The organism is Algoriphagus vanfongensis DSM 17529, assembly GCF_000429465.1.
In the GTDB taxonomy this organism is placed as follows: domain Bacteria; phylum Bacteroidota; class Bacteroidia; order Cytophagales; family Cyclobacteriaceae; genus Algoriphagus; species Algoriphagus vanfongensis.
The window spans coordinates 63071-88036 of the sequence record NZ_AUBX01000014.1; the positions used below are offsets into that span (position 1 = coordinate 63071).

A 24966-nucleotide genomic window follows, 5' to 3' on the forward strand; every position below is an offset into this window, starting at 1 on the left:
TTGATTTCGGAGCGGTTTTTTTATAATTTCTAACTTCAGAATTCTTATTTAAAAATTTACCTTTGCCGCTTCAATTCCAATACTATGATTTCAGTAGATAATGTAGCCGTCGTACATAGCGGTTCGACCCTTTTCAGCAATGTTTCCTTTGCCATCAATGAAACCGACAAGATCGCCTTGATGGGCAAAAATGGAGCAGGTAAATCTACACTACTCAAAATCATCGCAGGCCAGACCAAACCGAGTTCCGGGGCTGTTTCCGCTCCCAAGGACTTTGTAGTCGCCTATCTTCCTCAGCACCTCCTCACATCTGACGACTGTACTGTGGCCGAAGAAACTGCTAAAGCATTCGCTTCATACCTCAATATGAAATCCGAAATCGATCGGATCAACGAGGAATTAACGGTCAGAACAGACTATGAATCGGAGGAATACTACAAGCTAATAGAGCAAGTATCCGAACTCAGCGAGAAGTTCTATGCGATCGAAGAGGTCAATTATGAAGCTGAAGTGGAAAAAGTATTGCTAGGATTGGGATTTGAAAGAGAAGACCTGACTCGCTCTACCTCTGAGTTTTCTGGGGGATGGAGAATGCGTATCGAATTGGCTAAAATCCTGCTTCAAAAACCGGATTTGATCCTGCTCGATGAGCCTACTAACCACCTCGACATCGAATCTATCCAGTGGCTGGAGGATTTCTTGATGAACAAAGCCAAAGCCGTCGTGGTAATTTCTCACGATAGAGCTTTTGTGGACAATATCACGACACGGACCATCGAGGTGACCATGGGTCGTATCTACGACTACAAAGCCAAATACTCCCACTACCTCGAGTTGAGAAAAGAGCGCCGCGAGCAACAACAAAAACACTACGAAGAGCAGCAGCGATTTATCGCCGAAACGACCGAATTCATCGAGCGCTTCAAAGGCACCTATTCCAAGACACTTCAAGTACAGTCTCGCGTAAAAATGCTGGAAAAGCTGGACATCGTAGAGGTAGATGAAGTCGACACTTCGGCTTTGAAACTCAGATTTCCACCATCTCCCCGATCTGGAAAATATCCGGTGATCGTGGACGAAATGAGCAAATCCTATGGAGATCATGTGGTTTTCAAAGATGCTTCCATGACGATCGAGCAAGGGCAAAAAGTAGCTTTTGTCGGTAAAAATGGGGAAGGTAAGTCCACCATGATCAAAGCCATCATGGGAGAAATTGACTTTGAAGGAAAATGCGAATTGGGCCACAATGCCATGATCGGCTATTTCGCCCAAAATCAAGCTTCTCTTTTGGACGAGAGCCTGACGATTTTTGAAACCATCGACCACATCGCCGTGGGCGAAGTCAGAACCAAAATCAAGGACATCTTGGGAGCCTTTATGTTCAAAGGAGACGATATCAACAAAAAAGTCAAAGTTCTCTCCGGTGGGGAAAAAACCAGATTGGCTATGATCAAACTCTTGCTAGAGCCAGTCAACTTGTTGATTCTCGATGAACCGACCAACCACTTGGACATGAAAACCAAGGACATCATCAAAGATGCGCTGAAAGCATTTGATGGGACTTTGGTAGTCGTTTCTCACGACCGTGACTTCCTCGACGGATTGGTAACCAAAGTCTTTGAATTCGGCAACAAACGAGTAAAAGAACACTTCGAGGACATCAATGGATTCTTGAGAAACAAGAAGATTGAGAACTTGAAAGAAGTGGAGAGGTAGTACTTTTTGTAAGTAGTAAATTTTGTAAGCGGTAAGTAGTGATCGTTACGACTCACTACTTACCGCTAACTACTTACATTTTATTATTTCATCGGAGAGAATGGCAAAGTTTTTAGAAACTTTGCATCTACTTTTTCGACAATCTTTCCGTTTTCTTCAGAAGCATCCCGAGCCTTAATCCAGTCGGGATCTTTTCTGAAATTTTCAAAAGCACGTTCAAAAGAAGCCTGATTGTCGTGTCCTAGAAAATAAACTAGTTTCGGCTGAGTCCCATCTTTTTCCACTGTCAAGAAGTAGAGGTAATTTTTCAACCCTTGCTTTTCAAACAAGTCTTGGGTGTGATTGCGAAACCTAGCCTGCAGGTCATTGATCTTTCCTTCGTAGCAATAATAGGTTCTCAGCTGGAAAATCCCGCTAGGTCTAGGGATAGCTCCATCATTAAGCCCCGGAGCCATTACCATGAAAGTTTCCTGAACTTCCCGAACAAGCCGCCCATCCTGAATGGACTCCTGATAGACTTTTTGCCATTCCGGATCATTATTGAACGCCTGCCACATCCTATCCCGAGACTTCATATCCGGATAACCCAAAATATAGGTCAGTGTATTGTCAGACTCATCGACAGGTAGCCAGTAAATGACATTTTCCATCCCCAGTCTCTCAAAAATCCCCATCGTATGATTTTGAAACCGCTGAATCAAGTCTGGCATTTTTCCTTCATTGGCGGTATAAACACGCATTTCAAAGTAATTGGACTTGATGTCGCGTAGCTGTTGAGAAAATGCACTTAGGCAAAAAGTCAGTAGCAAAAGGGACAAAGCTATCCGTTTCATAGGTCGAATGAGTTTGATTTGACAAACTAATTTACCTGAAAAATCCGCATTGCTTCCCTTAGGTCAAAAAAATACCTGAGCGGTCAGGCACAGGTATTTTTGGAAGGCATTTGTGGCTCTTAGATGAATCGCTTAACAATCCAAATGATCAATGCCAGCAGAAACACGATAATCGAAATCTTATTGATCCCATGCATCATCCGCAGATTAAGATTGGATTTGGTATTCGGATCCGGCTTTTGGAACACTCGGATGAAGTAGTTGCCCACCTCGCCCAGTTTGAAAAAGTCCTTTACTTTATTTTCTTCTGACATAATCTCAATTTTTAAGCTCAAATACTTTCAGGTTCGTTCCACATTCCATCTTCACGGATGATTTCGATCAGTTCATCCACAGCTTTTTCCGAAGGAACGGAACGCTTCACCACTTCCTTGCCTTTGTAGAGCGTGATTTTTCCTTTCCCGGAACCTACATAACCATAGTCAGCATCTGCCATTTCACCGGGACCATTCACGATACAGCCCATGATTCCGATTTTCACACCTTTGAGGTGATCGGTTCTCTTTCGGATCATGGCAGTGGTTTCCTGCAGATCAAACAAAGTCCTTCCACAAGACGGACAGGAGATATATTCTGTCTTCGACATTCTAGTTCTTGCCGCCTGCAATACTCCAAATGATACCGAATTATGCAATTTGATCTGATCGAGGATTTCCTCTCGGGTATGTGCCCCTTCTTTTTCTAAAGAAATCAAAATACCATCTCCCAAACCGTCGATAAGCAAACCACCGACATCGGTGGCTGCATAAAGCATAGTCATATCGGTAGTTTGATCTGGATAGCTGACTTTGAGCACCACAGGAGTAGTAAGTTCTTCCTGAATCATCTTCACCATGGCTGCACGAACAGCCGGCATTCCATGCTTGTTGTTACTCTTTAAGATCAGTACCCAAGTTACTTTTCCTTTCAGGAAGGAAATCGCATCAGAAATCTCGGAATCAAAAATTTCAAGAAAATTCAGCTCAGCATGAAATAAGTCCGCACTCAGTGCCTCTTCCATTCTAAACAAAGGAAACTTATTGACCTGATCTGGAGCTTGCTTCCAAATGCCAAAATTTTGGATTTCCTTCATACCATTGGGTAGCATGAAAGGAATCGGTCGGTCACCAGTATAGACAAAGTCACTTCCAAGATCATTCATCTTCCACTTATCCAACTCCGGTAAATAAAAATGCCCTGTCGCCTTGATTTCCTTTTCGGTAATCCCCTCTACTCTGGAGATATCAGTGATCACTCGCGGCACATTGTGATCTCCAAAATTATATACTTCGGCAGCCTGTCTTTTGCTATAGTCAAATGGATGAATCGGATATTCTGCCAAAGGTTCAATTGCAGTATGGCCTGCTCGATTGGTATAGCGATCTATTAGAGCCTGGGCCACTGGCGCCTCAAACTCCGGATCCTCCGTCAAAGATACCCGCACCGTGTCTCCCAAACCATCTTCCAGCAAAGTACCTATCCCAACTGCAGATTTGATTCTTCCATCTTCGGCTTCTCCAGCTTCAGTCACACCCAAATGCAAAGGATAAGGCTTGAACCCACCTTCATCGAGCTTTTGAACCAATAAGCGATAAGCCTGCACCATCACCTGGGTATTGGAAGACTTCATAGAAATGACAATGTCATGAAAGTTTTCACTTTCGCAAATTCTCAAAAACTCCAGCGCTGACTCTACCATCCCCAGTGGAGTATCACCGTAGCGGCTCATAATCCGATCCGATAGTGAGCCATGGTTTGTGCCGATTCGCATCGCCGTCCCATTTTCTTTGCAGATTTTCACCAAAGGCAAAAAACGCTCTTGAATTCTCTCAAGCTCTTCTTGGTAGCTTTCATCGGTATACTCGATGACCTCAAATTTCTTTTTATCTGCATAGTTGCCAGGGTTGATCCTGACCTTTTCCACGATGCCAGCTGCTACTTCAGCAGCATTGGGAGTGAAGTGAATATCTGCTACTAGAGGAGTCTGATAGCCTCTTTTTCTCAATTCTGCCTTGATATTTCTAAGATTCTCGGCTTCTTTGATACTGGGTGCCGTGATCCGGATCAGTTCGCATCCACTCTCAATCATGCGAATACACTGCTCTACAGAGCCTTGTGTATCCATCGTATCCACAGTAGTCATAGACTGGACCACGATGGGATTGTCCCCACCGATGAGCACGTCTCCTACTCTGACCGGGATGGTCTTTCTTCTAGAATACTCTGTCAGACTGTTGCAGTAAAGCAAGTCTTTAACTTGGGTGATTGGCTCCATAATTTTAAATATCGCCTAATTGTGGACGAATTACTAGTTCTTCAACTACCGACTGGGGCGAAAGGTTATAAGCCGCCCATACAGATTCTGCTACATCTTCTGATTTCATAAATCGCTCCACAGGAAGATCTACTCCTTCCCAACTAGCTGTATATGTCGCACCAGGCAAGATCGATGTGACTTTGACCTGCTCAGCTTTCAATTCCTCTCTCAGGCATTTGGTCATCCCCAGCATAGCCCACTTGCTGATCGCATAGCTCCCTCCATTGGCATAGGCGGTAGTTCCTGCGATAGATCCCATGCTAAAAATATGTCCAGATTGTCTCTCCACCATTCCCGGTACCAATGCGCGAATCAGATGATAAGCAGAAAACAAATTAGTATGCATCATCAACTCAAAATTGCCAGCTGGCTCATCCAAGATGCTTCCGGGGAGAAATACGCCGGTATTGTTGACCAAGACATCAGGGACAGCAAATGCTTTCACTTCCTGCACAAACTTATCTACATCTGCTTTTTGAGATAGATCAGCGACTGTCGCCAGCACTCTTATCTCTGGATAAGTAGTCTCTAAATCAGAGCGTAGCTGCTTTAGGTCATTTTCATTTCTGGCACAAGTCGCAATATCAAATCCTTCTTGGGCAAACCGCTCAATGATAGCTTTCCCTATCCCCTTCGTTCCCCCCGTCACTACAATACTTTTGGGCATATTCTGTTGAATTATTAATAGTTAGTATGACAACTATCGGGTAGCAAAGTTACATTTTTTTATCAAAAGAGAGCGGTCACCTGCATTCTTCCCACATGAACTATCTGATCCAATCCCTGCGAATTTCTGCCCTCATAAATCATCGTAAGCTGAAGGCCGTCACCGATTTTTTGGAGCCAATTGAGTGTCCAGGTGATATTGGTACCGGGAGTCAAGGCTTGAAGCATTTCGTAGCCTACAGGGGAGTTGGTTTCTCCATTGTAGTCGATTTCTATCCATTTCAGATTGGCATTAAGTGTGGTTTTGATTGCTTTAGCGAAGCGAAAATCTACCCCCATCTGATGAATCAATGCTTTCTCTGCATACTCCAAGTTTTGCTTGTTCACTTTGGAAGTAAAGGAATAGGTGCCCGTTCCACGTAGTTTTGGGCTCGGCTGCCAAGCCAATTCTGGCCCCAAACTTTGCTGAAACACCTGATAATTTCGATTATCCAAATAATCAGACGCAGAGAATCTATTCCCCTGAGAAGTCAAAAGCCGAAAGGTCGTCTTGGTTGAAAAATTGAACCGGGAATTCAGTTTCCAGTCTTTTTGGATCAAATCCTCAAAGCCACCCGAGAGCAATTGCTTCCACTGCGAATCAAAATAAGACAAATCAAACCCATAGGCAGCCGAAGCACGATTGAAGAAAAAGCTGGATCGAATCACCTGTCTCAATGACAATACTTCCTCCCTATAGATACCTCCTACGAATGGATTGATCCGATCTCCGAAATCGTCTGAAGTCACTTTCTTTTCGACGCTCAGACTGCTGGTGTTAGAAAACTTTTGTAGAAAGGTCTTCAACCCACCCGCTTCCTTCCAATCATCGGGAAACTTGGCCTGAAGTCTATAATTCAGCAATGTCGTATATGCTTGGATATAGGTATCTGTGGGTACAAAAATTTTGATGTATTGCTTCTCTTCCGGATTGATGGCAAGGTAAAATTCATTGAGCTGCTGCACTCCATCGCCATTGTCATCGCGCCAGGTGTGGGTACCATCTCCATTCGGAGCGGGAATAAATACAAACTCACGCTGCAGTTCCCGGCCATTCCCAAGTGCATAGCTTAGCTCATTTCGGATCAAATTAGTCCCCAATGAACCCAAGTAATCAACTTTGCCCATGACTGTCATTTCTGTAGGTAGCTCGCGATGGAGATATTCGAGTTCCCGGTAGGTAAATGTACTCGTCAGGGAGTGTTTACTCCATTGTTTGCCAAAGCTAAGATTGCTGGTGAAAGCCCTGGTATCATCCATCAATACTCCTTCATCAGGCGCTTTGTCCTCCCGCCAGGCTGCATCAGCCCTAAAATCAAAAGCCAGTGAATCGTTGTTTTGTATGTAAACCAAATGCTGGGCATAATTCATCGCCGTATTGATGACAGAATCACTTTCGGCAGACTTCACCACATTTCTATCCAGCGAAAATTGATATCCGGGAACAAGTACTTTGGTTTTAAACGACAAATCCCCCAAATACCTCACCCAATCAGAAGAGGTGCTATCCTTGGTGTTATTCATCCGAAAAAATTCATTTCTCAGGTAAAGTCGCTTCCCGAAACTCTGGTTCCAACTGGCTTCATGCTGTGCTCCATGTAGCTTTTGCTCTCTATTTCTCAAATAAATCAGGTACCCAAACGAATTGTCCGCATCCTTGTCCATACTAAACCCAGCACGAAAAAATCGCTCAGCAGCCGGCAGTTCCAAGTCCTCCTGACTCACACCCCAATTCCTATCAAATTCAATAGTTCGGAAGCGATCAATAAAAGAAAAATTAGCAGAGTTATATTCAAACTCAGTCTGAGCCTGCAGCGTGTACCCATCGAGCTTGTTCCAGGTTCTGTTTTGGGACTGCAACCCCACTTTCCATCCCAATCCCTGGTTGTCTTCGTCATCCAGTTCAGAAAAGAGATTTCGATCTTGAGAAGAAAGAGCCAGCTCAGTGTAAAGCTTTTCAAAGTCTGTCAAAGCTACTCGGCTGCCGGCGGTCATCATTCTCTTGCTATCTGGAGCTGGTAGCTGAGTCAAAATCGAGTAATCCCCCTGAGGTCGGCCATTGATCCGCGGCACGTATTCATAGACTGTCCCATTGGAAAGCTGATTGAGGCGACGATAGTCTCCACTCCCAGCACCGACCTGAGAAAAAGACAGATCAAAATGAGCCGTTTCTGGATCGGTAGAATACCGATAGTAAGTGACAGCTTCTCCATCTCCATTTTCCTCCAGTACTTTTTCATAAAGAATCAGGTTTTTGTCAAAGGAGACTGAATCAATCCGTGGAATTCGAGCCTCATCCACTGCATCTCCCACACTGGCCAGCAAACTCAATTCTTGCTGATTGAAATCTGTAAAAAGCGGTCGGTTTCGATTGTCTTTTTCCTGATAATAATTCAAATAAAAATCCCATTTCCCGTTTGTTTGTTGGTGATTTGCACCGATGATAGATCGGGAATAGTTTCGCTCCGCATACTCAAAATCCACACGTACCCTAGAATATTGAGTTATCAGCACTTTGGGAGTAAAGGTAATTTCGGCCTGGTTGTAGTCGATGACATAGTCTGCATTGAATCCTCGCTGAAGCAGCTTTCCATCCAAATAAACTTTTTCAGAATTGGCCATGATGATGACATAACGCTCGTTGCTCGGCCCCTGAATCCGATATGGTCCTAAGACTCCTTCCAATATCGGAACCTGAATGGAAGCAAACTTCCCTTTAGCAATGGATGCAAAAGCCTGAGTACTGGCCTCCCACTGGTTAGCTACCTGGTAGCGCGTGCTCAGCTGAAAGCCCTGGACATTTTTATAATATCTCAGAAACTCACTTTCTCGCTGCTGTAACACCACATCTCCTGCAGCTAGATTGAAATCATCATTGTACAGCTCGATCAGCACATTGTCAAAATCCTGAATTTGCTGGGTATTCCCCTCAGGCTGAAAAGGGACATTTTGATCCGTAATACTCGCTCTGATTTTCAAATTTTCGGCAATATCTCCCTCCAGTTGTAGATTCAGTGCGGAGTTGACAAACACATTCTGTGTATTGCCCACCGAAATTCCTCTCGTCAAACTACCTGTCTTGTAGAGATTGGTACTTGGAAACAACTCTTCTTGAATCATCAATGGAGGCGCTTCCTGCAGTCTCGTGTCTTTGAATTTCGCAGTAGAATCATAGTCCGTGAGCAGCGTCCTCCTGGCAAGTTGTCTATCAAACCGAATCGCAAAAGTCTGATAGCAAAGAGTCACTTTCTCTGTATCGGCTAGTTCGACGGATGAAATGCTGATCCAATTGCGATCAAAATCAAACTCAAACTCCAAACTATCTCCATCCCCGGTCAGGATACGGATGGACTCTTCTATTCCGGAAAGAGAATCCAGCTCAAGTCCTGCTTTTAGGTCAGCGACGGCCAGCTCCTGGCATTTCTCCTGCGCTTCAGCCCTCGAGAGCATCCCAAAAAAGAAAAGAAACATCAGCATGAAAATCCGCATGGAGCCAAAGGAGAGTTGCCAGTCCAAGGTAAAAAATCTTCCCTATTGAATGACAGGAAACGTAAGATAGAACGTCGTCCCTACCCCTACTTCCGTATCAAACCAAATTTTACCTCCAGCGGTCTCCACCCCTGATTTGGCGATCGCCAGTCCTAATCCTGAGCCCGTGGACTTGGTACTGAAATTTGGAATAAAAATCTTGTCTCTCAAATCAGGTGGAATCCCCCGCCCATTATCTGCAATCTCCAGGAAGACTGCCTCATCTGTCATCCATAGCCACACCTTGATTCTCGGAAAAACACCCTCTTCTACAGCTTGAGTGCCATTGATGATCAGATTGGATATCACTCTACCAAACAGTTTTTCATCGCCCATGATCGGAATATCCTCCGTAAAAGAATCATCCTGAAAATTCAATTCCAGCGTCTCATCATTGTGATAGAGTTCCAATACTCGCAAGACCACTTCCTTGAAATTCATGCGCTCATTTTTGGGAAGAGGCATTTTGGCAAAGGTGCTAAAGGAAGAAGCAATCCCACTCAATGCATCCACTTGGTGAATCAAGGTTTCCAGTGATTTTCTCAACTTTTGCAGATCGTCCAATCTCCCTGCTTCCTCCAGCCTGAGCAAATGCTGTAGGGTCAGCTTCATCGGCGTCAGTGGATTTTTGATCTCATGCGCCACTTGCTTAGCCATCTCCCGCCATGCAGATTCTTTTTCGGATGATGCCAGCACCTTTTTACTGGCTTCCAGCTTGAATAGCATATTGTTGTATTCATTGACGAGCAGACCGATCTCATCTTTGGTATCCCAGTACATTGGCTCATTATTTTCCAGATTGGTTGTTTTGAGTTTTTGAGTCAAAAGACGGAATGGAAAGGTGAGGTTTTTGGATACGAAATAGGAAACAATCAAAAACAGAATAAAAATCACCACAAAGGCATTGAATATATTACTCAGCACATCTGCAATCAATGTATTCAGTTCTGTTTCTGACTCAAAAAACGGCACTCCCAGAATAGCCGAAATCCCCGGAGTCGATGAATGGGGTATCGCCAAGTAGACCGACTTGTACCGGAGTTTACCGATTTGCTCATCTGCCAAAAATTGGATTTGATTATTTTCCACGATTTCGGCGATGGCCTGAGGATTGATTCTAGGCCCCAGGAGTTTCTTGTCAAAAATATTCGGACGGTTGGTGGATTCAAGTTGACCCGTGGCGGTATAAAGATGAATATCTGCAGCGATGGTATTGGCAAGAGTCACCACTTCTTCATTGAGCAGATCCCGATCTACTTGGTCCGGCAATCTGTCACCCAAGAAATTCACCAAATTCCCCCGGATCAAACTTGCCTTTTGGATGTACTGTCGATCGAGATCTTCCCGGTAGCTATTGGCTAAAAGCCCTACTGTAATGATGGAAATGATAATAATGGGGAAAAAGAAAGCAAAGTTGAGATACAACTGCAACTTGGTGGAGTAATTGAATTCAAAGGTCTTGTATCCTTTGAAAATCGAATGAATCAAAATCGCGAAAAAAGTCAAAAACACGAAAATGACGAAATAGAGCGATATGTTTCCGAAGAAATAGGAAAACGGCTGATTAGGCGATGAGATGACAATCAGCTCTTCCCCATTTTTCACCGCCAGATGGTGGTAATTGTTAGAATGAATACCAGTCGTCAGCAGCTTGGCTTCTTCCAGTCTGGTGATGAGATTTGAGTTGGAATAATTGAAAGCCCCAATATTCCGGACCAATTCTCCTTCTTTGAAAATCGCATAGTCAAAGCGGGTCGGGTCAAGCTTGTCGCTGTATTGCTTATCCAAAAGCAATTTGGGATAGACAGACCCTGGCTGTACTCGTAGCTGTCTTAGCTCCAGGTAGACGGTTCCCAAGCTATTGGAATCTTTGCTGATAGGCACAAAGGCAATAAACTGATTTCCGATATTCCCTTCATTGCCTCTGATGAAATAGAGGTCCTTCAGCGAAGTCACGAAGTCCGATTTGATGTATTCGTCCCGAAGCTCCTTGAGGCTTCTCGAATCGGGAGAGTGAATCAGGTCTTGTCCATTGGCCGAAAAAAGACGAATCCGCACTTCAAATTGATCGAAGTAATTATCTAGGTAAATCCTCCTGATTTTAGTCTCAATAGGCTCTTTCGCCAAAAGAGGACCCGCCATTCGGTTTTGTATAAAGAGATCATCCTTGATCCGAGAGAAAATCTCTCCCAGAAAAAATTCTGTCATCACATCGCTTTCAATCAGATTTTGATTGGCAAAGCGGATCTTGGATTGATTTAAAAGCAAACGCTCAGTTTGAAATGTACTGATACCGCTGATACTCGCCACCATCAATCCCGCAAAGAAGAAAGTCAAGAATGTATTAAAGCCGAGCCGAAAGATGTTTTTGGCCAGATCAAAATAGATGATCGCAAAGAGGAATAAGAGGTGCACCAACCAAGCTATACCAAGCCAAGTAGACACAAAAGCCAGCCCAATACCAACTGGCAATCCCAAAATTACCACATACTGCAAATACTCTTTTTTGCTATGTGGCAACTGCAACAGTAGGCTGACCAAAGTCAGCGAAAACAATACGTAGGTAGCCGCCCAGAAAAACAAAATCAAAAAGCTAAGGCCTTCAAACCAGCCGAAGGTAGGAATCGTCTCAATATCCAATGGCCACTGCGAATTTTGAATCAGATCATTGGGCAAAACCCAAATGAAATAGAACCCCAACGAAGTGAGTAAAAACACCAGGACAAAAAAGACACGCTGTTCTGATTTGGAAGCCAACACACGTATTTTTTCATGGGTCTGCGGTGAAGCCAATTGATAGAGAATCATAGCCGACACAGCTACCCCAAACAGGGTATTGATCAACAAATCACCTAGACTGGGATTGAACCAAGAGGCTGCATAATAGCTGGGGTCAAAGAGAGAAAAACTGAAGTAGGATCCGGGAAAGCCCAGCAACAACATAACTATCCGAAATACCAAAACCACAACAATACCATAGCCTATGGCTTGCCATCTCCTCCCTTTCTTCCATTTCTTCAGAACAAAATCAGAACTCAGCAAGAAATAAAGGAGAAAAACAGAGGTGAAGAAAATCAAAATCGCAGGATTGGCCAATCTACCAGCCGGCTGATACCCCAACTGAAAATCAATCCCAAAAATCGGTATACCGGCTAGATTCTGGATTTGATAGCTAGCCTCTTCCCCCACTTGTTTCAACTCAAAATTCGAATTGCCAAAAAGCCGACTGGAAGCACCCGTGACCAAGTAGTCATTTTGAATAGACCCTGGCCAAATCATCCGAAAGGCATGTACCACCTGATAATTTTGTCCATTCCGGCTGACATTTCTATTTTTCAGGAGAAAAGTCCCGTAAGGATCACTGAGCAATTGATACTCCTGCTCAGGATTGACCCTCTCGAAATCCATAGAAATTGTAAAGTCGGACCAGTAAACAAGATGCTGTGCCGAATCAAGAATAAAAAAGGGATGATGTGCCTCCGTGGTCACTTGATCAAAAGAGAAAGACTCTTCTGGCCGAATGGCCATCAAAATCTGGACAAAGTCCTCATCGAATTCCTGATCTATATCACGAACCTCCTGCTCCAGCGCAGTATAAAAGCTCTCCTCTTCACCCTCTTGGAAGAAAAAGAAATTCAGTATTAAGACTCCTAAGAGTGAAAATCCGCTGACAAGGATGACCAGCCTTCTGATATCGTGGTTCATTTTGCCTAAAAATAAAAAAAGCAAAGCCCTATTTCAAACTTTGCTTTATGAATAGCTATCGGATGGCCAATTTGGATTTGCGCTTTTTGGCTGCACGATACCAGAGTATTCCGATCACTGTCGCGATCAGGTATGGCATGACAAAGAGATAGATAATCCCAGTGTTGAGCCCAGCACCAATACTGGTATCGCCATTGCTTACATTATTCTCTACAGACGCACGACACATCGCACACTGCGCGTGGACAGCCACCTGTACTCCAAAGAAGAGTATAAATGAGAGGACTATGTATTTCAATTTACTCATTGCAATTCATTAGTAGATCCTAGGGATCAATGAACATAATACGGACTGATCATCAAGTAAACGATGACACCCGATATAGATACGTATAACCAGATAGGATAGGCAAATTTAACCACTTTTCTGTGCTTTGCCCGCTGATCTGTATAGCCATAATAGTAGGCAAACAATATCGGAAACAAAGCTACTGCCGCTAATAAGATATGAGAGATCAACAAACCATAATAAACCGGTCGAATCCATCCTTCTCCCCCAAAAGTGGTACTCTCAGCAGCACCGTGATAGATGACATAGGAAATAAGGAAAATCGCTCCCAACCCAAAAGCAACGCTCATTGTCGCGCCGTGGTAGCTGTATTTCTTTTGCTTGACAAATACCAATCCCAGAATCAAAGCAATACTGGCAGCAGAATTCATGACCGCATTGAGATGAGGCAGAAAGTAAACCCAGTCGGCACCTACATCTAATTTTTGCGGCATAAATAACAACACAGCCACAGCCACCGGAATAACTATAGAGATAGCAATGATCCAATTTTTTACCTTCGCTTCATTTTGAAGCATGGAGTTATTTGTTTGCATGAAGTAATACTTTGGTCTCTAACATCAACAAATCTACATCTTCACGGTTGGTACCGCTATAATAGCCCCGAATCCTTCCCTGCTCATCGACCAAGACAAATTTATCGCTATGGACAAAATCATCCGGCACACCCATTCCATCTAGTGTAGGTAGCACAAAGCCACAGCGAGCTAGTTGGTAGGTTTCTAGTTTAGGACCAGAAAGGAAATGCCACTTACCGGCAATGGCATGATGCTCATCGGCATATTCTTGCAAAATCTCCGGTGTATCGTATTCTGGATCTATACTGATAGACATGATCTGTACTTCAGGATTGTCCCGAAACATATCATTGACACGCTCCATTTCTTTGGACATCAGGGGACAGATACTCGGACAGGAAGTAAAAAAGAAATCAACGATCGTAATTTTACCTTCCATTTCTTTTCGACCTATCGTTTTGCCCTCTTGATTGGTAAAGGCAAACTCAGGGATGTAATGCTGGGCACTATCTTCAAATTGACATTCCTGAAAAGGATTGTCCACTCCATTTTGGTAAAACACAGGAAGATCATATTTGTTTTCTCCGAAACCTCGCAAAAACATAAAGATCAAAACGGGTATCAGTAAAATGCATACCAAGACCAATCCCTGTAATATCCTAATTCCTCTCATAACTCTCTCGTAACAAAAAAGTAGGTTGAAGAGTCCACTCCAACCTACTTTTTTATCATTTATTTGACATGCTTACCAGCGCATCAAGAATATTTCTGTTCCTTCTTTGGCTAGAGCGATCAGCAACCAAACCAAGAAAATCAAGGGTACAATGATGGAGTAAAACAACGGCTTCACCTCATCTCCTAAGTGCATAAATTCCATCATGATGTATTTGGCTTTCCAAATGGTCAAGATGATAAACAACGCATAAAGCAACAATCCTCTATCCATGGTGAATGCCATGATAAATTCAGCTACCGTAATAGCCAAAAGGATTCCGGCGGTCTTCCAGATTTTCTTGATCTTGTCATCATTTCTGGGAGTCACCTCCAGTGTGGATTTATTTTCCTGAAATTGCATATCGCTATATTTTTAAAATTCTTAGATCAAGTAGAACAAGGTAAATACAAAGACCCAAACCAAGTCTACAAAGTGCCAGTAAAGACCGATTTTCTCGACCATCTCATAATGACCTCTTTTGTCATAAATCCCTACCGCTGCCTGATAAAAGCAAAGGAAAAGAAGTACAACGCCTATCGTCACGTGGAATCCATGGAATCCGGTGATAAAGAAGAACAAGTTTGCAAAACCGGCAGGACCGTACTCATTGACCATTAGATTGGCACCAAATACAGATTCAGTGACTTCTCTACCAAGACCGTTGATGTAAGTCATCACAGACCCTGCATCAGAGCCATGGATAAAGTGGGACCATTCCCAAGCCTGACAGCCTAAGAAAGTAGCACCACCCAAGATGGTCCAAAGCATCCATTTTACTACATCATTTCTATCATTTCTATGACCAGCCTCTACTGCCAAAACCATCGTCACAGAAGATGAAATCAGAATAAAAGTCATGATACCTACAAATACCAAAGGAGCGTGTACTCCATGTAAGAATGGTACTGCGTCAAATACCAATTCTGGTACAGGCCAATATTCATTGGAACCTACAAAGGCATCCATAGGACCTTCGTAAGCAGGATAGCTGACACGGATCGCCAAGTAAGCAATCAAAAAGGCAGCAAAGGTAAAGATGTCGGAGAGCAGGAAAAACCACATCATCAGTTTTCCATAGCTGGCCTTCAGAGGTTCGTTACCACCTCCCCAAGTGCCTCTTTTTGAGCTAACTCCTATAGCAGTAGAATGCGCAGACATAATTAATTAATTAGTACCAGGTAAATTTTAATGATTCAAAAGCAAAAACATGAATAAATAGATCCACAGTCCCCCTAGAAAATGCCAATACGAAGTGGCCATTTCCATGGTATTCATTGACTGTGAATGCACCTTGTATCTGAAGGTCGAAATTAATACAATAATCAGAAATATCACACCTGAGATCAAGTGTGCGGCATGGAGCCCGGTGAATACATAGAGAAAAGATCCTGCAGGATTGCCCACAAAAAAGACCTCTCTATCTACCAAAGCTACCCAGCTGTACCATTGCCCTACCAAGAAGGCAATACCGAACACAACTGCAGCGGCCATACCGATTCGCAACTGGGCCAAATTGTCTTTCTTAGCAGAAAGATAAGCCCAATGCAAACAAACGGAACTAATCACTACCAGTCCAGTGGTAAACCAGAAAATCTCAGGTAGCTCATAATCCAGCCAGTTTCCTTCTGCCTGTCGTACAATGTATGCGCTGGTCAAAGCAGCGAAAATCATCACCACCGTCACCATGAATAGCCACATTGCAAACTTTTTTGGATGCATGGAGATTGGCTGCTCCTCCATGTCTACATATTTCAGTTCTTTCTCCATTAGGAAGGTATTTTATCCAACATGTAAGCGATCTGTACAATAGGCAAATAAAGGAAAGAGCCAAACATGATCTTCAAAGCCGATTTTCTGGAACAATCTCTCATCAATGAGAAAGTCTGAGCCAGAAATAACGCTCCACAAATCGTAGCAACTATTCCTGAATTGAGCCCTGTAAACCCAAAATAAGTAGGCAAAAGCCCTAAAGGAAGCAAAAACAAGGTATAGATCATGATTTGAATCGCTGTGTTCAAATCTTGACCACCACCACTCGGAAGCAGCTTGAATCCGGCCTTTTTATAATCCTCATCACTAACCCAGGCAATAGCCCAGAAGTGTGGAAACTGCCAAATAAACTGAATTCCAAAAATGATCAAAGCCTCATGGCTGATAGATCCTGTAGCAGCTGTCCATCCCAATAACGGTGGCATAGCACCAGGAATCGCCCCAACAAACACGGCAATAGGCCCGACTCTTTTCAAAGGAGTATAAGCAAAGACATACAGAATCATACTCAATATGCCCAGCCAAGTTGTCAGCGGATTAGTCAAAAACCAAAGTAGGAATACCCCTACTATGGCAACGATAACTGTAAACCAATAAGCTTCTTTGAGAGAAATTACCTGCAATGGAAGAGGTCTGTTTTGGGTCCGCTTCATCAGCTTATCCAGATCCCTTTCCATAATTTCATTGGCGGCACCTGAGGCACCTGAAATCAAAAATCCACCCAAAGCTAAGCCCAAGAATCCCGACCAACCAAAGCTTGCGCTACTGTCACCCAAAATATAGCCAAACACGGCCGAAAAGGTAACGACAGCAGAAAGCCTCAACTTAATCAAGTCCGAATAGGCTTTGAATCTAGTAGAAATAAACTCGTATATCGATTGGTCAGCTACTCCAACTGTCCTCATCATTCTGTTGTTTTAAACTTCAAATCCACATGGCTCCTGAACTGCATGAGAAGCACAAACTGAACTCCCACAATCAAAGAACCAAGCAAAAGGTGAATCGGCTGTAGAAAAGCCGGTATTCCAAAATAAGACAAGCCTATTCCAGAGGCAATTTCTATCAGTATCAACGCGATCAACACCTGTGACCAAAGGTTGATTTGTGATTTTCGCAGGCTATATCTAAATGCCCACACGAAATACAAAACATGAACCCCAAGCAATACGAGAGAAAATGACCGATGAATCAGAAAACTCGTTCCAGTCTTTCCTATCCACTGATCTCTCAGCATATTACCCATTGAAAATGCAATCTGATCTAACTCCTCCCTTACCTGAGTACCCAGTACTACTTGAATTAACATCAAAACTAACCCAAGGACTAAAACCCATCGCAGCTTGGAAGGAATGTGCGCTTGTTGAGCAGTATTTCCCAATAGATCTTGTGCTCTTTGTATAATATACAAGAGTAAGCCTACCTGTAGCAAAGCCAACATCATATGGAATGTGATCATCCAGTGAAGCAGGTTAGTAGATACTACCAATGAACCTATCCATCCCTGAAAGATCACCAAGAACAGTGATGCTACAGACCAAATAGGAATCCAAGGATCAATTTTCCATATAGGAAAAGATTTCCATACCGTCCAGATTATCAGCAATCCAATCGCAACCCCAGTCAACCGATTCAAATATTCAATCCAGGTTTTGACAGGATTAAATTCTTCTTCAATCAAAATTGACTTGTCATTGGCGATTTCATGAGCCACATTTTCAAATCCTAATTTTTCAAGTGTAGCTACAAACCGTTCGTTTTTAGCTAGTCTTTTTTGGAGGTAAATATCCTGATAATTTTCCGGCAGCTGACTCACATCAGTCGGAGGAATTACTGACCCAAAACACTTGGGCCAATCAGGACATCCCATCCCTGATCCGGTACTGCGGACAATGCCTCCTACCAGAATCAGAAAATAAACAGCTATCACCGTGATTGTACTTACACGGCGAAAGCTGCGAATATTTTTATCAGTGTTCGGATTCATTAGATGCCAGCACAGCCTCTTCCTCTTTCATGATCTCAATCTCCAATTTCACCTGCTCTTGCTCATGTGGCAAGTTGGACTCAGGAGTGGCAGATAGAGGTACGGTCTGTGGAATGAAGTCTTCTTCAGCACCCGGCTTAGAGTAGTCATAAGGCCATCTGTAAACAGAAGGAATCTCTCCAGGCCAGTTGCCATGACCAGGGTGAATAGGTGCTGTCCACTCAAGCGTAGTAGATCTCCATGGATTCTGAGTTGCTTTTCTACCTCTGTACATGCTGTAGAAGAAGTTGAACAAGAAGATACCTTGCGCAGCAAAAGTGACAATTGCAGCAGCAGATACAAACATGTTCAAATCAGTGTACATATTGGAGAATTCGAAGTTGGTCCAAGAATAATATCTTCTAGGGAACCCAGCTATACCAATGTAATGCATCGGGAAGAACACCATGTAAACCCCTACAAATGTGATCCAGAAGTGAACATAACCCAAACGAGCATCCATCATTCTACCAAACATTTTAGGGAACCAGTGATACACACCAGCAAGCATTCCAAAGAAGGATGCAGATCCCATTACCAAGTGGAAGTGAGCTACTACAAAGTAGGTGTCGTGTAGCTGAATATCAATGGCTGAGTTTCCAAGGAAAATACCTGTCAAACCACCAGAGATAAAGAAAGACACCAAACCAATTGAGAATAGCATCCCAGGAGTAAAGATCAAATTACCTCTCCAAAGAGTAGTCAGGTAATTGAACACCTTCACCGCGGATGGAATCGCAATGATCAAAGTCAAGAACATGAAGATCGATCCCAAGAAAGGATTCATACCTGACACAAACATGTGGTGAGCCCATACGATAAAGGAAAGAATGGTAATCCCCAACATCGAGATGATCATCGCCTTATATCCAAAGATTGGCTTTCTGGAATTCGTAGCAATTACTTCAGAAGTAATCCCCAACGCAGGTAAGAGTACGATATACACTTCTGGGTGACCCAAGAACCAGAACAAATGCTGATACAAGACTGGGCTACCGCCTGTATTTGGAAGAGCTTCACCAGAGATATAGATGTCTGATAGGTAGAAAGAAGTACCGAAACTTCTGTCAAATACAAGTAGCAAAGCTGCAGAGAACAATACTGGGAATGAAAGTAGACCGATCACAGCAGTCAAGAAGAATGCCCAGATAGTCAATGGAAGTCTAGAGAAAGACATCCCTTTCGTTCTCAAATTGATAATAGTCGTGATATAGTTGATACCTCCAAGAAGAGAAGAAGCAATGAAAAAGGTCATCGCCACCAGCCACAGAGTCATCCCCAAACCGGATCCTGGAATCGCCTGCTCCAGTGCAGACAATGGCGGATATACTACCCAACCACCACCGGCAGGACCAGTTTTCAAGAACAAAGAGATAAACATGATCACACCAGAAATAAAGAATAACCAGTAGGATAGCATGTTCATAAAGCCGGAAGCCATATCTCTAGCACCGATTTGCAAAGGAATCAGGAAGTTTGAGAAAGTCCCGGATAGACCCGCTGTCAATACAAAGAATACCATGATGGTACCGTGCATTGTCACCAAAGCCAAATAGAATGTTTGATCTAGCTGACCTTCCTCAGTAATCCATCCCCCCAAAATAGGGCGAAGGAATTCCATATCCATATCTGGGAATCCCAGTTGAAGACGGAAAAGGATGGAAAGAAAACCACCGATGATAGCCCAGAAAATACCTGTCACCAAGTATTGCTTCCCGATCATCTTGTGATCGGTACTGAAAATGTATTTGGTTACAAAATTATCATGATGTTCATGATCGTGATGATCATGGGCCGAATCATGAGTTGCAACTGACGCTGTAGCCATAGTTTATAATTTTGTGTATTTCTCTCTTATTGGATTTCTGCTAGTTCGGACATCTCAGTCTCCATTCCATTCGCCAAACTAGGGTCGTTTTGAAGGAATGTCTTCTGCTCTGCAAACCACTTCTGATACGCCTCAGGCTCTACTACCTCGATCACCTTTCTCATCCCGTTGTGACCACGGCCACAAATTTCTGTACAGGCAATTTCATAGTTAAATTCAGGATTGCCAGTTTCTGCTCTCATTTCCTCGGTGGTCTTAGTAGCCACAAACCAGAATCGAGTCGGCATCCCTGGCACTGCATCCATTTTAAGTCTCATATGCGGAGCAAACACAGAGTGCAATACATCTCTTGCTCTGATTTTGAAAAGGACAGGCTCACCTTTTGGGATTACTACTACAGGCGAAAAGAAATCATCCACCGCATTTTTATCCTTGAAATTGACACCTGCAGAATTTTGTGCAGTGATCAATCTAAAGTCATGCTCACCCAACACATTGTCTTTTCCAGCGTATCGGATATCCCATGCAAACTGATAGCCCATCACCTCGATGACATGTGCATTTTCAGGTGCTGGAGCCGTGATGTCTGACCAAGCCATCCATCCGGAAATCACCAAACCTGCCAAAACCACACCGGGTACTGCTGTCCAAATGATCTCCAATTTATTGTTGTCTGGATAGAATGTCGCCTTTCTACTTTCTTTATACTGATACTTGTAAGGGAAAATGAAAAGCAAAATGTGAGTGATCAAGAACACCACTCCGGTGATCGCCATAGTGATCCAAAACAAGCGATCTGTCACCACTCCGTGCTCAGAAGCGATTGGCAATTGGTAGTTGTCAAATTCTTTGATAGAATACCAGAACATCAGAAGACCAGATCCTACCAAGAAAACAACAAACAAAATAGCATTGATTTTATTGCTCCCAGAAGCAATTTTCTTGTCGGAACCCTTGACAACAGATACAAGAGTCTGGATTCTGTACACCATCCAAATAATGGAAAGTAATAAAAGAACCCCAACAGCAATTAGAAATCCGTACATAAGTATAAAATTTCGGCTTTAATTAAATGTGATGATGATAGCTTTCCTCCAGCATTGGATGGTTTTTCGGAACCAAATTACCTTTTGCCAATGAACTCAACACAACCAAAGCCATAGAAGAACCATAAACCAAAAGCATCCCTACTTCCATCAAACCAAGACCACCATTGTGTCCTAAAGTACCTGGCTGAACCATCAAGAAGAAATCTACCCAGTGACCGACGATCAACAGCGTACACACTACTTTCAAGAAGATTCCATGACGTTTAGCATCTCTGGTCATCAAGACTAAGAAAGGAAGAACAAAGTTCATCAGGATATTTACAAAGATAAATCCTCCATAGATATCGCTTTCCAATCTCTCAATGAAGTAGACTGTTTCTTCAGGAATGTTGGCGTAATAGATCAATAGGAATTGTGAAAACCATAGATAGGTCCAGAAGATAGAAAATCCGAATACGAATTTACCCAAATCGTGAATGTGATTTTCATTGACCATCTCTAAGTAGCCCTGTCCTCTGAGGAAGATAGTCAACAAGGTCATCGCTGAAAGACCAGCTACAAACCATGATGCAAATACGTACCATCCAAACAAGGTAGAGAACCAGTGTGTATCAATAGACATCACCCAATCCCATGCAGAGATGGAGGAAGATACCGCAAAGAACACTAAGAAATAAGCAGACCAGCTTCTCATTTTGAACCAGTGAGAGTTACCTCCCAATTGATCTTCCTGTGCTGAGATTTTTTGGAATTTCTTAAAGAAGAAAACCCAAAATCCAAAGAAGATGATCATTCTGGCAATGTAGAAAATAGGGAAAGATCCCTTCTCCATAGGCCAGTAGAAGAACGCGCCCTTACCATCGATGATAGAATCATACTCTGGAGAAGACTTATCAAACAGGTAGCTATGAGTCCAGTGGAAGAGGTCATGATTAGCCACGAAGAAAGTGACAATCATCAAGACAAAAGCGATTGGCAGCCAGTTACCCAAAGAAAGCATCACTCTGGTGATCGGTGCAGACCAACCAGCTTGTGCAGCATATTGGATAGCAAAGAAAAAGACACCTACGATAGAGATTCCCGTGAAATACACGTTGTTGATCCACAAGTTGGCATACAATCTTTCATACCAATGAAAAGCATGACCTGCCGCTTCAGCACCTTCTTCATGGTGGCCTCCGCCAGTCATTGCCAAGATAATTCCAAGTACCAGAAGGGCAGCTCCGATTCCCAATACAGTCATGATAGCCTTCTTGGTGCCCGCGCGGAAATCAAATTTTTGATCCAAATTATAATGTTGTACGTCGTGAGCCATGATTACTGCTTCTGAATTACTTGTTTAACATAGTGAACGATCTTCCATCTTCTTTCAGGAGTGATCTGAGAACCGTGAGCTCCCATTCTACCTTTACCAGTAGTGATCACATGGAAAATATGTCCTTCTGGCAAATTGATGTAAGCACCACCTTTAAGGTTGGCCACACCGCCTAGGATTTCTCCTACTTTCCCGTCACCTTCACCATTAGGACCATGGCAGGCTACGCAATATTGTTGGAACAAAACTTCGCCTTCTTTCAAAACCTCATCGTTCAGTTCGATAGGATTTTCGATCAAAGCAGCTTCTTCCAATTGGAATTGCTTCAATCTATGAGGCAAATATCCATTTTTATTTCTAGGGACAGTTCCAGCCACAGGCTCTCTCATATTCATCCCGTTGGGATTGTATGGGTTACTGTTGAAAAACTCTCCTTTTTCATCTTCTCTGGTAGAAAGCCAAGAGCCTCTGGTATCATCAGTAATCTGAGTCAAAGGTTCATAAGCCACAGAGTGATACATTTGAGGGGCATACTCCAAGCCTTGATTGTCTCCGTCTGCCTTACATCCGGCAAATAGAGCTCCAATGGCGGCAATCCCCAGGATACTTAGTGTGTTAGCAATCTTCATATTCTCAGAATTACTCTTCAAAACTTTTATTATTGATCTCAGTAGCACCAGAGGACTTCAGAATTTCTTTGATCTTTTCTATTTCCAAGGCACCATTATTAGCAATGTCAATAGCCATAATATGCTTATCATCAGTGCTTCTCACATCAAAGATCCGAGGCTGAGCCCAAGGCTTCAGGTTGGAGCTGATCATGAATACTCCGACCATCCCAAAAGCAGCCAATAGTACTGTCAATTCGAAAGTAACCGGAATAAAGTCCGGGAAAGCAGCGAAGTCTTTACCACCGATGATCATCGGCCAGTCAAATCGCATCATGTAAAACTGCATTGTCAAAGCCAAGGTAGTACCCAGCATCCCAAAAAGGAAGGCTGCAATTGGCAAACGGCTTCTTTTGTAGCCAAGCACATGCTCTAATCCGTGAACGGGATATGGAGAATATACTTCGTGGATTTTGACCCCACTGGTTCTCACCTCTTTGACAGCATGGAGAAGGACATCCTCGTCCTCGTACACTCCAAGAATAAAATGTGTATCTCTTTCCATGATTATTTAGCCGGTTTATCAGATGAAGACTTCAAAACAGATTTCACTTCCGCCATGTTGATTACCGGGAAGAACTTCGCGAATAGGAAGAAAAGGGTAAAGAACAATCCAAAGGTGAACAAGTAAACTCCCACGTCAGCCCAAGTCGGGTAGAACATCGCCCATGAAGAAGGCAAGAAGTCTCTATGAAGGGAGGTAACGATAATTACAAATCGTTCGAACCACATCCCGATGTTTACTACCAAGGATAGAACAAAAGTAGCTACGATGGAGGTACGGATTTTTTTGAACCAGAATAACTGAGGAGAGATTACGTTACAAGTCATCATTGACCAGTAAGCCCACCAGTATGGTCCAGTTGCACGGTTGATGAAGGCGTATTGCTCTGCCTCTACCCCTGAGTACCATGCGATGAAAAATTCTGTGATATAAGCGATACCTACAATAGAACCTGTGATGATGATGACGATATTCATCAACTCAATGTGGCCCATCGTGATATAATCTTCCAGTTTGAATACCTTTCTGGTGATGATCATCAAGGTCAATACCATGGCAAAACCGGAGAAGATCGCACCCGCCACAAAGTATGGAGGGAAGATCGTGGTATGCCATCCTGGGATCACGGAGGTAGCAAAGTCAAAGGATACAATGGTGTGTACTGAAAGTACCAATGGAGTAGCTAAACCTGCAAGGATCAAGGATACGGCTTCGTATCTCATCCAAGTCTTGGCAGCACCATCCCAACCAAATGAAAGCGCACCATAAATAGTTTTTCTCAAACCTGTAGCTCTGTCACGGATAGTAGCGAAATCTGGGATCAAACCGATATACCAGAACACCAATGAAACAGAGAAGTAAGTAGAGATCGCAAAAACGTCCCAAAGAAGCGGGGAGTTGAAGTTTACCCAAAGTGAGCCAAATGTGTTTGGCAAAGGAAGAGCCCAATAAGCTCCCAACCAAGGGCGTCCCATGTGAAGTACCGGGAACATCGCCGCACAAATTACGGCGAAGATAGTCATCGCCTCAGCTGCTCTGTTGATAGATGTTCTCCACTTTTGTCTGAACAAAAGCAATACTGCTGAGATCAAAGTACCAGCGTGACCGATACCTACCCACCACACGAAGTTGGTGATATCCCAGGCCCAGCCTACTGTTTTGTTCAAACCCCACATCCCGATGCCTTCCCAAACGGTGGCAGCAACGGCTATAAAGCCAATGGCCAAAGTACCAGCAGCAGTTAAAAAGGCGAGGAACCAAGCCAAAGTTGGTTTTCCTTCTACCTGACGAGCCACATCATGTGTCACATCATGGTAGGATTTGCCTCCGGTAACTAACGGCTCACGTACGGATGAAGTAACCTGCATAGTTTATAAAATTATG

21 protein-coding genes are annotated in these 24966 nt (G+C 43.3%); 1 reads left to right on the plus strand and 20 read right to left on the minus strand.

Annotated features, from left to right (window positions below):
• Positions 1 to 84 precede the first annotated feature (84 nt).
• Positions 85 to 1716 (plus strand): ABC-F family ATP-binding cassette domain-containing protein, encoded by a 1632-nt coding sequence (locus tag G460_RS0111460; RefSeq protein WP_026955481.1) that lies wholly within the window; start codon positions 85 to 87, stop codon positions 1714 to 1716.
• 83 nt (positions 1717 to 1799) lie between these two features.
• On the opposite strand, the gene G460_RS0111465 is transcribed toward G460_RS0111460, so the two are convergent.
• From G460_RS0111465 to nrfD, 20 genes are all read right to left on the minus strand, one after another.
• On the minus strand, positions 1800 to 2549 hold the full coding sequence (locus tag G460_RS0111465; protein WP_026955482.1) for an NIPSNAP family protein: 750 nt from the start codon (positions 2547 to 2549) through the stop codon (positions 1800 to 1802).
• A gap of 119 nt (positions 2550 to 2668) precedes the next feature.
• A complete protein-coding gene (locus G460_RS0111470) occupies positions 2669 to 2863 on the minus strand; it encodes a DUF6728 family protein (protein WP_026955483.1) in 195 nt (64 codons plus the stop codon).
• Positions 2864 to 2880: 17 nt separating this feature from the next.
• Positions 2881 to 4863: a (E)-4-hydroxy-3-methylbut-2-enyl-diphosphate synthase gene (ispG, locus tag G460_RS0111475; RefSeq protein WP_026955484.1), complete on the minus strand. Its 1983-nt coding sequence runs from the start codon at positions 4861 to 4863 to the stop codon at positions 2881 to 2883.
• Between the two features lie 4 nt (positions 4864 to 4867).
• Positions 4868 to 5572 (minus strand): SDR family oxidoreductase, encoded by a 705-nt coding sequence (locus G460_RS0111480; RefSeq protein ID WP_026955485.1) that lies wholly within the window; start codon positions 5570 to 5572, stop codon positions 4868 to 4870.
• 62 nt (positions 5573 to 5634) lie between these two features.
• On the minus strand, positions 5635 to 9126 hold the full coding sequence (locus G460_RS0111485) for a hypothetical protein (protein WP_026955486.1): 3492 nt from the start codon (positions 9124 to 9126) through the stop codon (positions 5635 to 5637).
• A 15-nt stretch (positions 9127 to 9141) separates the two neighbouring features.
• On the minus strand, positions 9142 to 12843 hold the full coding sequence (locus tag G460_RS0111490) for a sensor histidine kinase (RefSeq protein WP_035464376.1): 3702 nt from the start codon (positions 12841 to 12843) through the stop codon (positions 9142 to 9144).
• A gap of 55 nt (positions 12844 to 12898) precedes the next feature.
• Complete coding sequence (locus tag G460_RS0111495) at positions 12899 to 13150, minus strand: hypothetical protein (protein ID WP_026955488.1); 252 nt, start codon at positions 13148 to 13150, stop codon at positions 12899 to 12901.
• Positions 13151 to 13176: 26 nt separating this feature from the next.
• Positions 13177 to 13728: a DUF420 domain-containing protein gene (locus tag G460_RS0111500; RefSeq protein WP_035464378.1), complete on the minus strand. Its 552-nt coding sequence runs from the start codon at positions 13726 to 13728 to the stop codon at positions 13177 to 13179.
• Positions 13715 to 14383, minus strand: a complete 669-nt coding sequence (locus G460_RS0111505) for an SCO family protein (protein WP_026955490.1) — start codon at positions 14381 to 14383, stop codon at positions 13715 to 13717. The genes G460_RS0111500 and G460_RS0111505 overlap by 14 nt, the downstream gene beginning before the upstream one ends.
• A 72-nt stretch (positions 14384 to 14455) precedes the next feature.
• Positions 14456 to 14785: a cytochrome C oxidase subunit IV family protein gene (locus G460_RS0111510; RefSeq protein ID WP_026955491.1), complete on the minus strand. Its 330-nt coding sequence runs from the start codon at positions 14783 to 14785 to the stop codon at positions 14456 to 14458.
• A 21-nt stretch (positions 14786 to 14806) separates the two neighbouring features.
• Positions 14807 to 15583: a cytochrome c oxidase subunit 3 gene (locus G460_RS0111515; RefSeq protein ID WP_026955492.1), complete on the minus strand. Its 777-nt coding sequence runs from the start codon at positions 15581 to 15583 to the stop codon at positions 14807 to 14809.
• A gap of 27 nt (positions 15584 to 15610) precedes the next feature.
• Positions 15611 to 16192, minus strand: a complete 582-nt coding sequence (locus tag G460_RS0111520) for a cytochrome c oxidase subunit 3 (RefSeq protein WP_026955493.1) — start codon at positions 16190 to 16192, stop codon at positions 15611 to 15613.
• On the minus strand, positions 16192 to 17100 hold the full coding sequence (cyoE, locus tag G460_RS0111525) for a heme o synthase (RefSeq protein ID WP_026955494.1): 909 nt from the start codon (positions 17098 to 17100) through the stop codon (positions 16192 to 16194). Before cyoE ends, G460_RS0111520 begins: the two co-directional genes overlap by 1 nt.
• Positions 17100 to 18179 (minus strand): COX15/CtaA family protein, encoded by a 1080-nt coding sequence (locus G460_RS0111530; protein WP_026955495.1) that lies wholly within the window; start codon positions 18177 to 18179, stop codon positions 17100 to 17102. Before G460_RS0111530 ends, cyoE begins: the two co-directional genes overlap by 1 nt.
• Positions 18163 to 20046 carry a cytochrome c oxidase subunit I gene (locus G460_RS0111535; protein WP_026955496.1) on the minus strand — a complete coding sequence of 628 codons (1884 nt, stop codon included), beginning with the start codon at positions 20044 to 20046 and terminating at the stop codon, positions 18163 to 18165. The genes G460_RS0111530 and G460_RS0111535 overlap by 17 nt, the downstream gene beginning before the upstream one ends.
• A 26-nt stretch (positions 20047 to 20072) precedes the next feature.
• The gene (locus tag G460_RS0111540; RefSeq protein ID WP_026955497.1) at positions 20073 to 21092 is read right to left on the minus strand and encodes a cytochrome c oxidase subunit II; all 1020 of its coding nucleotides are present in this window, start codon (positions 21090 to 21092) and stop codon (positions 20073 to 20075) included.
• Between the two features lie 22 nt (positions 21093 to 21114).
• Positions 21115 to 22410, minus strand: coding sequence for a hypothetical protein (locus G460_RS0111545; protein ID WP_026955498.1), 1296 nt, complete (start codon positions 22408 to 22410; stop codon positions 21115 to 21117).
• A gap of 2 nt (positions 22411 to 22412) precedes the next feature.
• On the minus strand, positions 22413 to 23039 hold the full coding sequence (locus tag G460_RS0111550; RefSeq protein ID WP_026955499.1) for a c-type cytochrome: 627 nt from the start codon (positions 23037 to 23039) through the stop codon (positions 22413 to 22415).
• A gap of 10 nt (positions 23040 to 23049) precedes the next feature.
• Complete coding sequence (locus G460_RS0111555; RefSeq protein WP_026955500.1) at positions 23050 to 23583, minus strand: DUF3341 domain-containing protein; 534 nt, start codon at positions 23581 to 23583, stop codon at positions 23050 to 23052.
• 2 nt (positions 23584 to 23585) lie between these two features.
• Complete coding sequence (nrfD, locus tag G460_RS0111560) at positions 23586 to 24950, minus strand: NrfD/PsrC family molybdoenzyme membrane anchor subunit (RefSeq protein WP_026955501.1); 1365 nt, start codon at positions 24948 to 24950, stop codon at positions 23586 to 23588.
• Positions 24951 to 24966 lie beyond the last annotated feature (16 nt).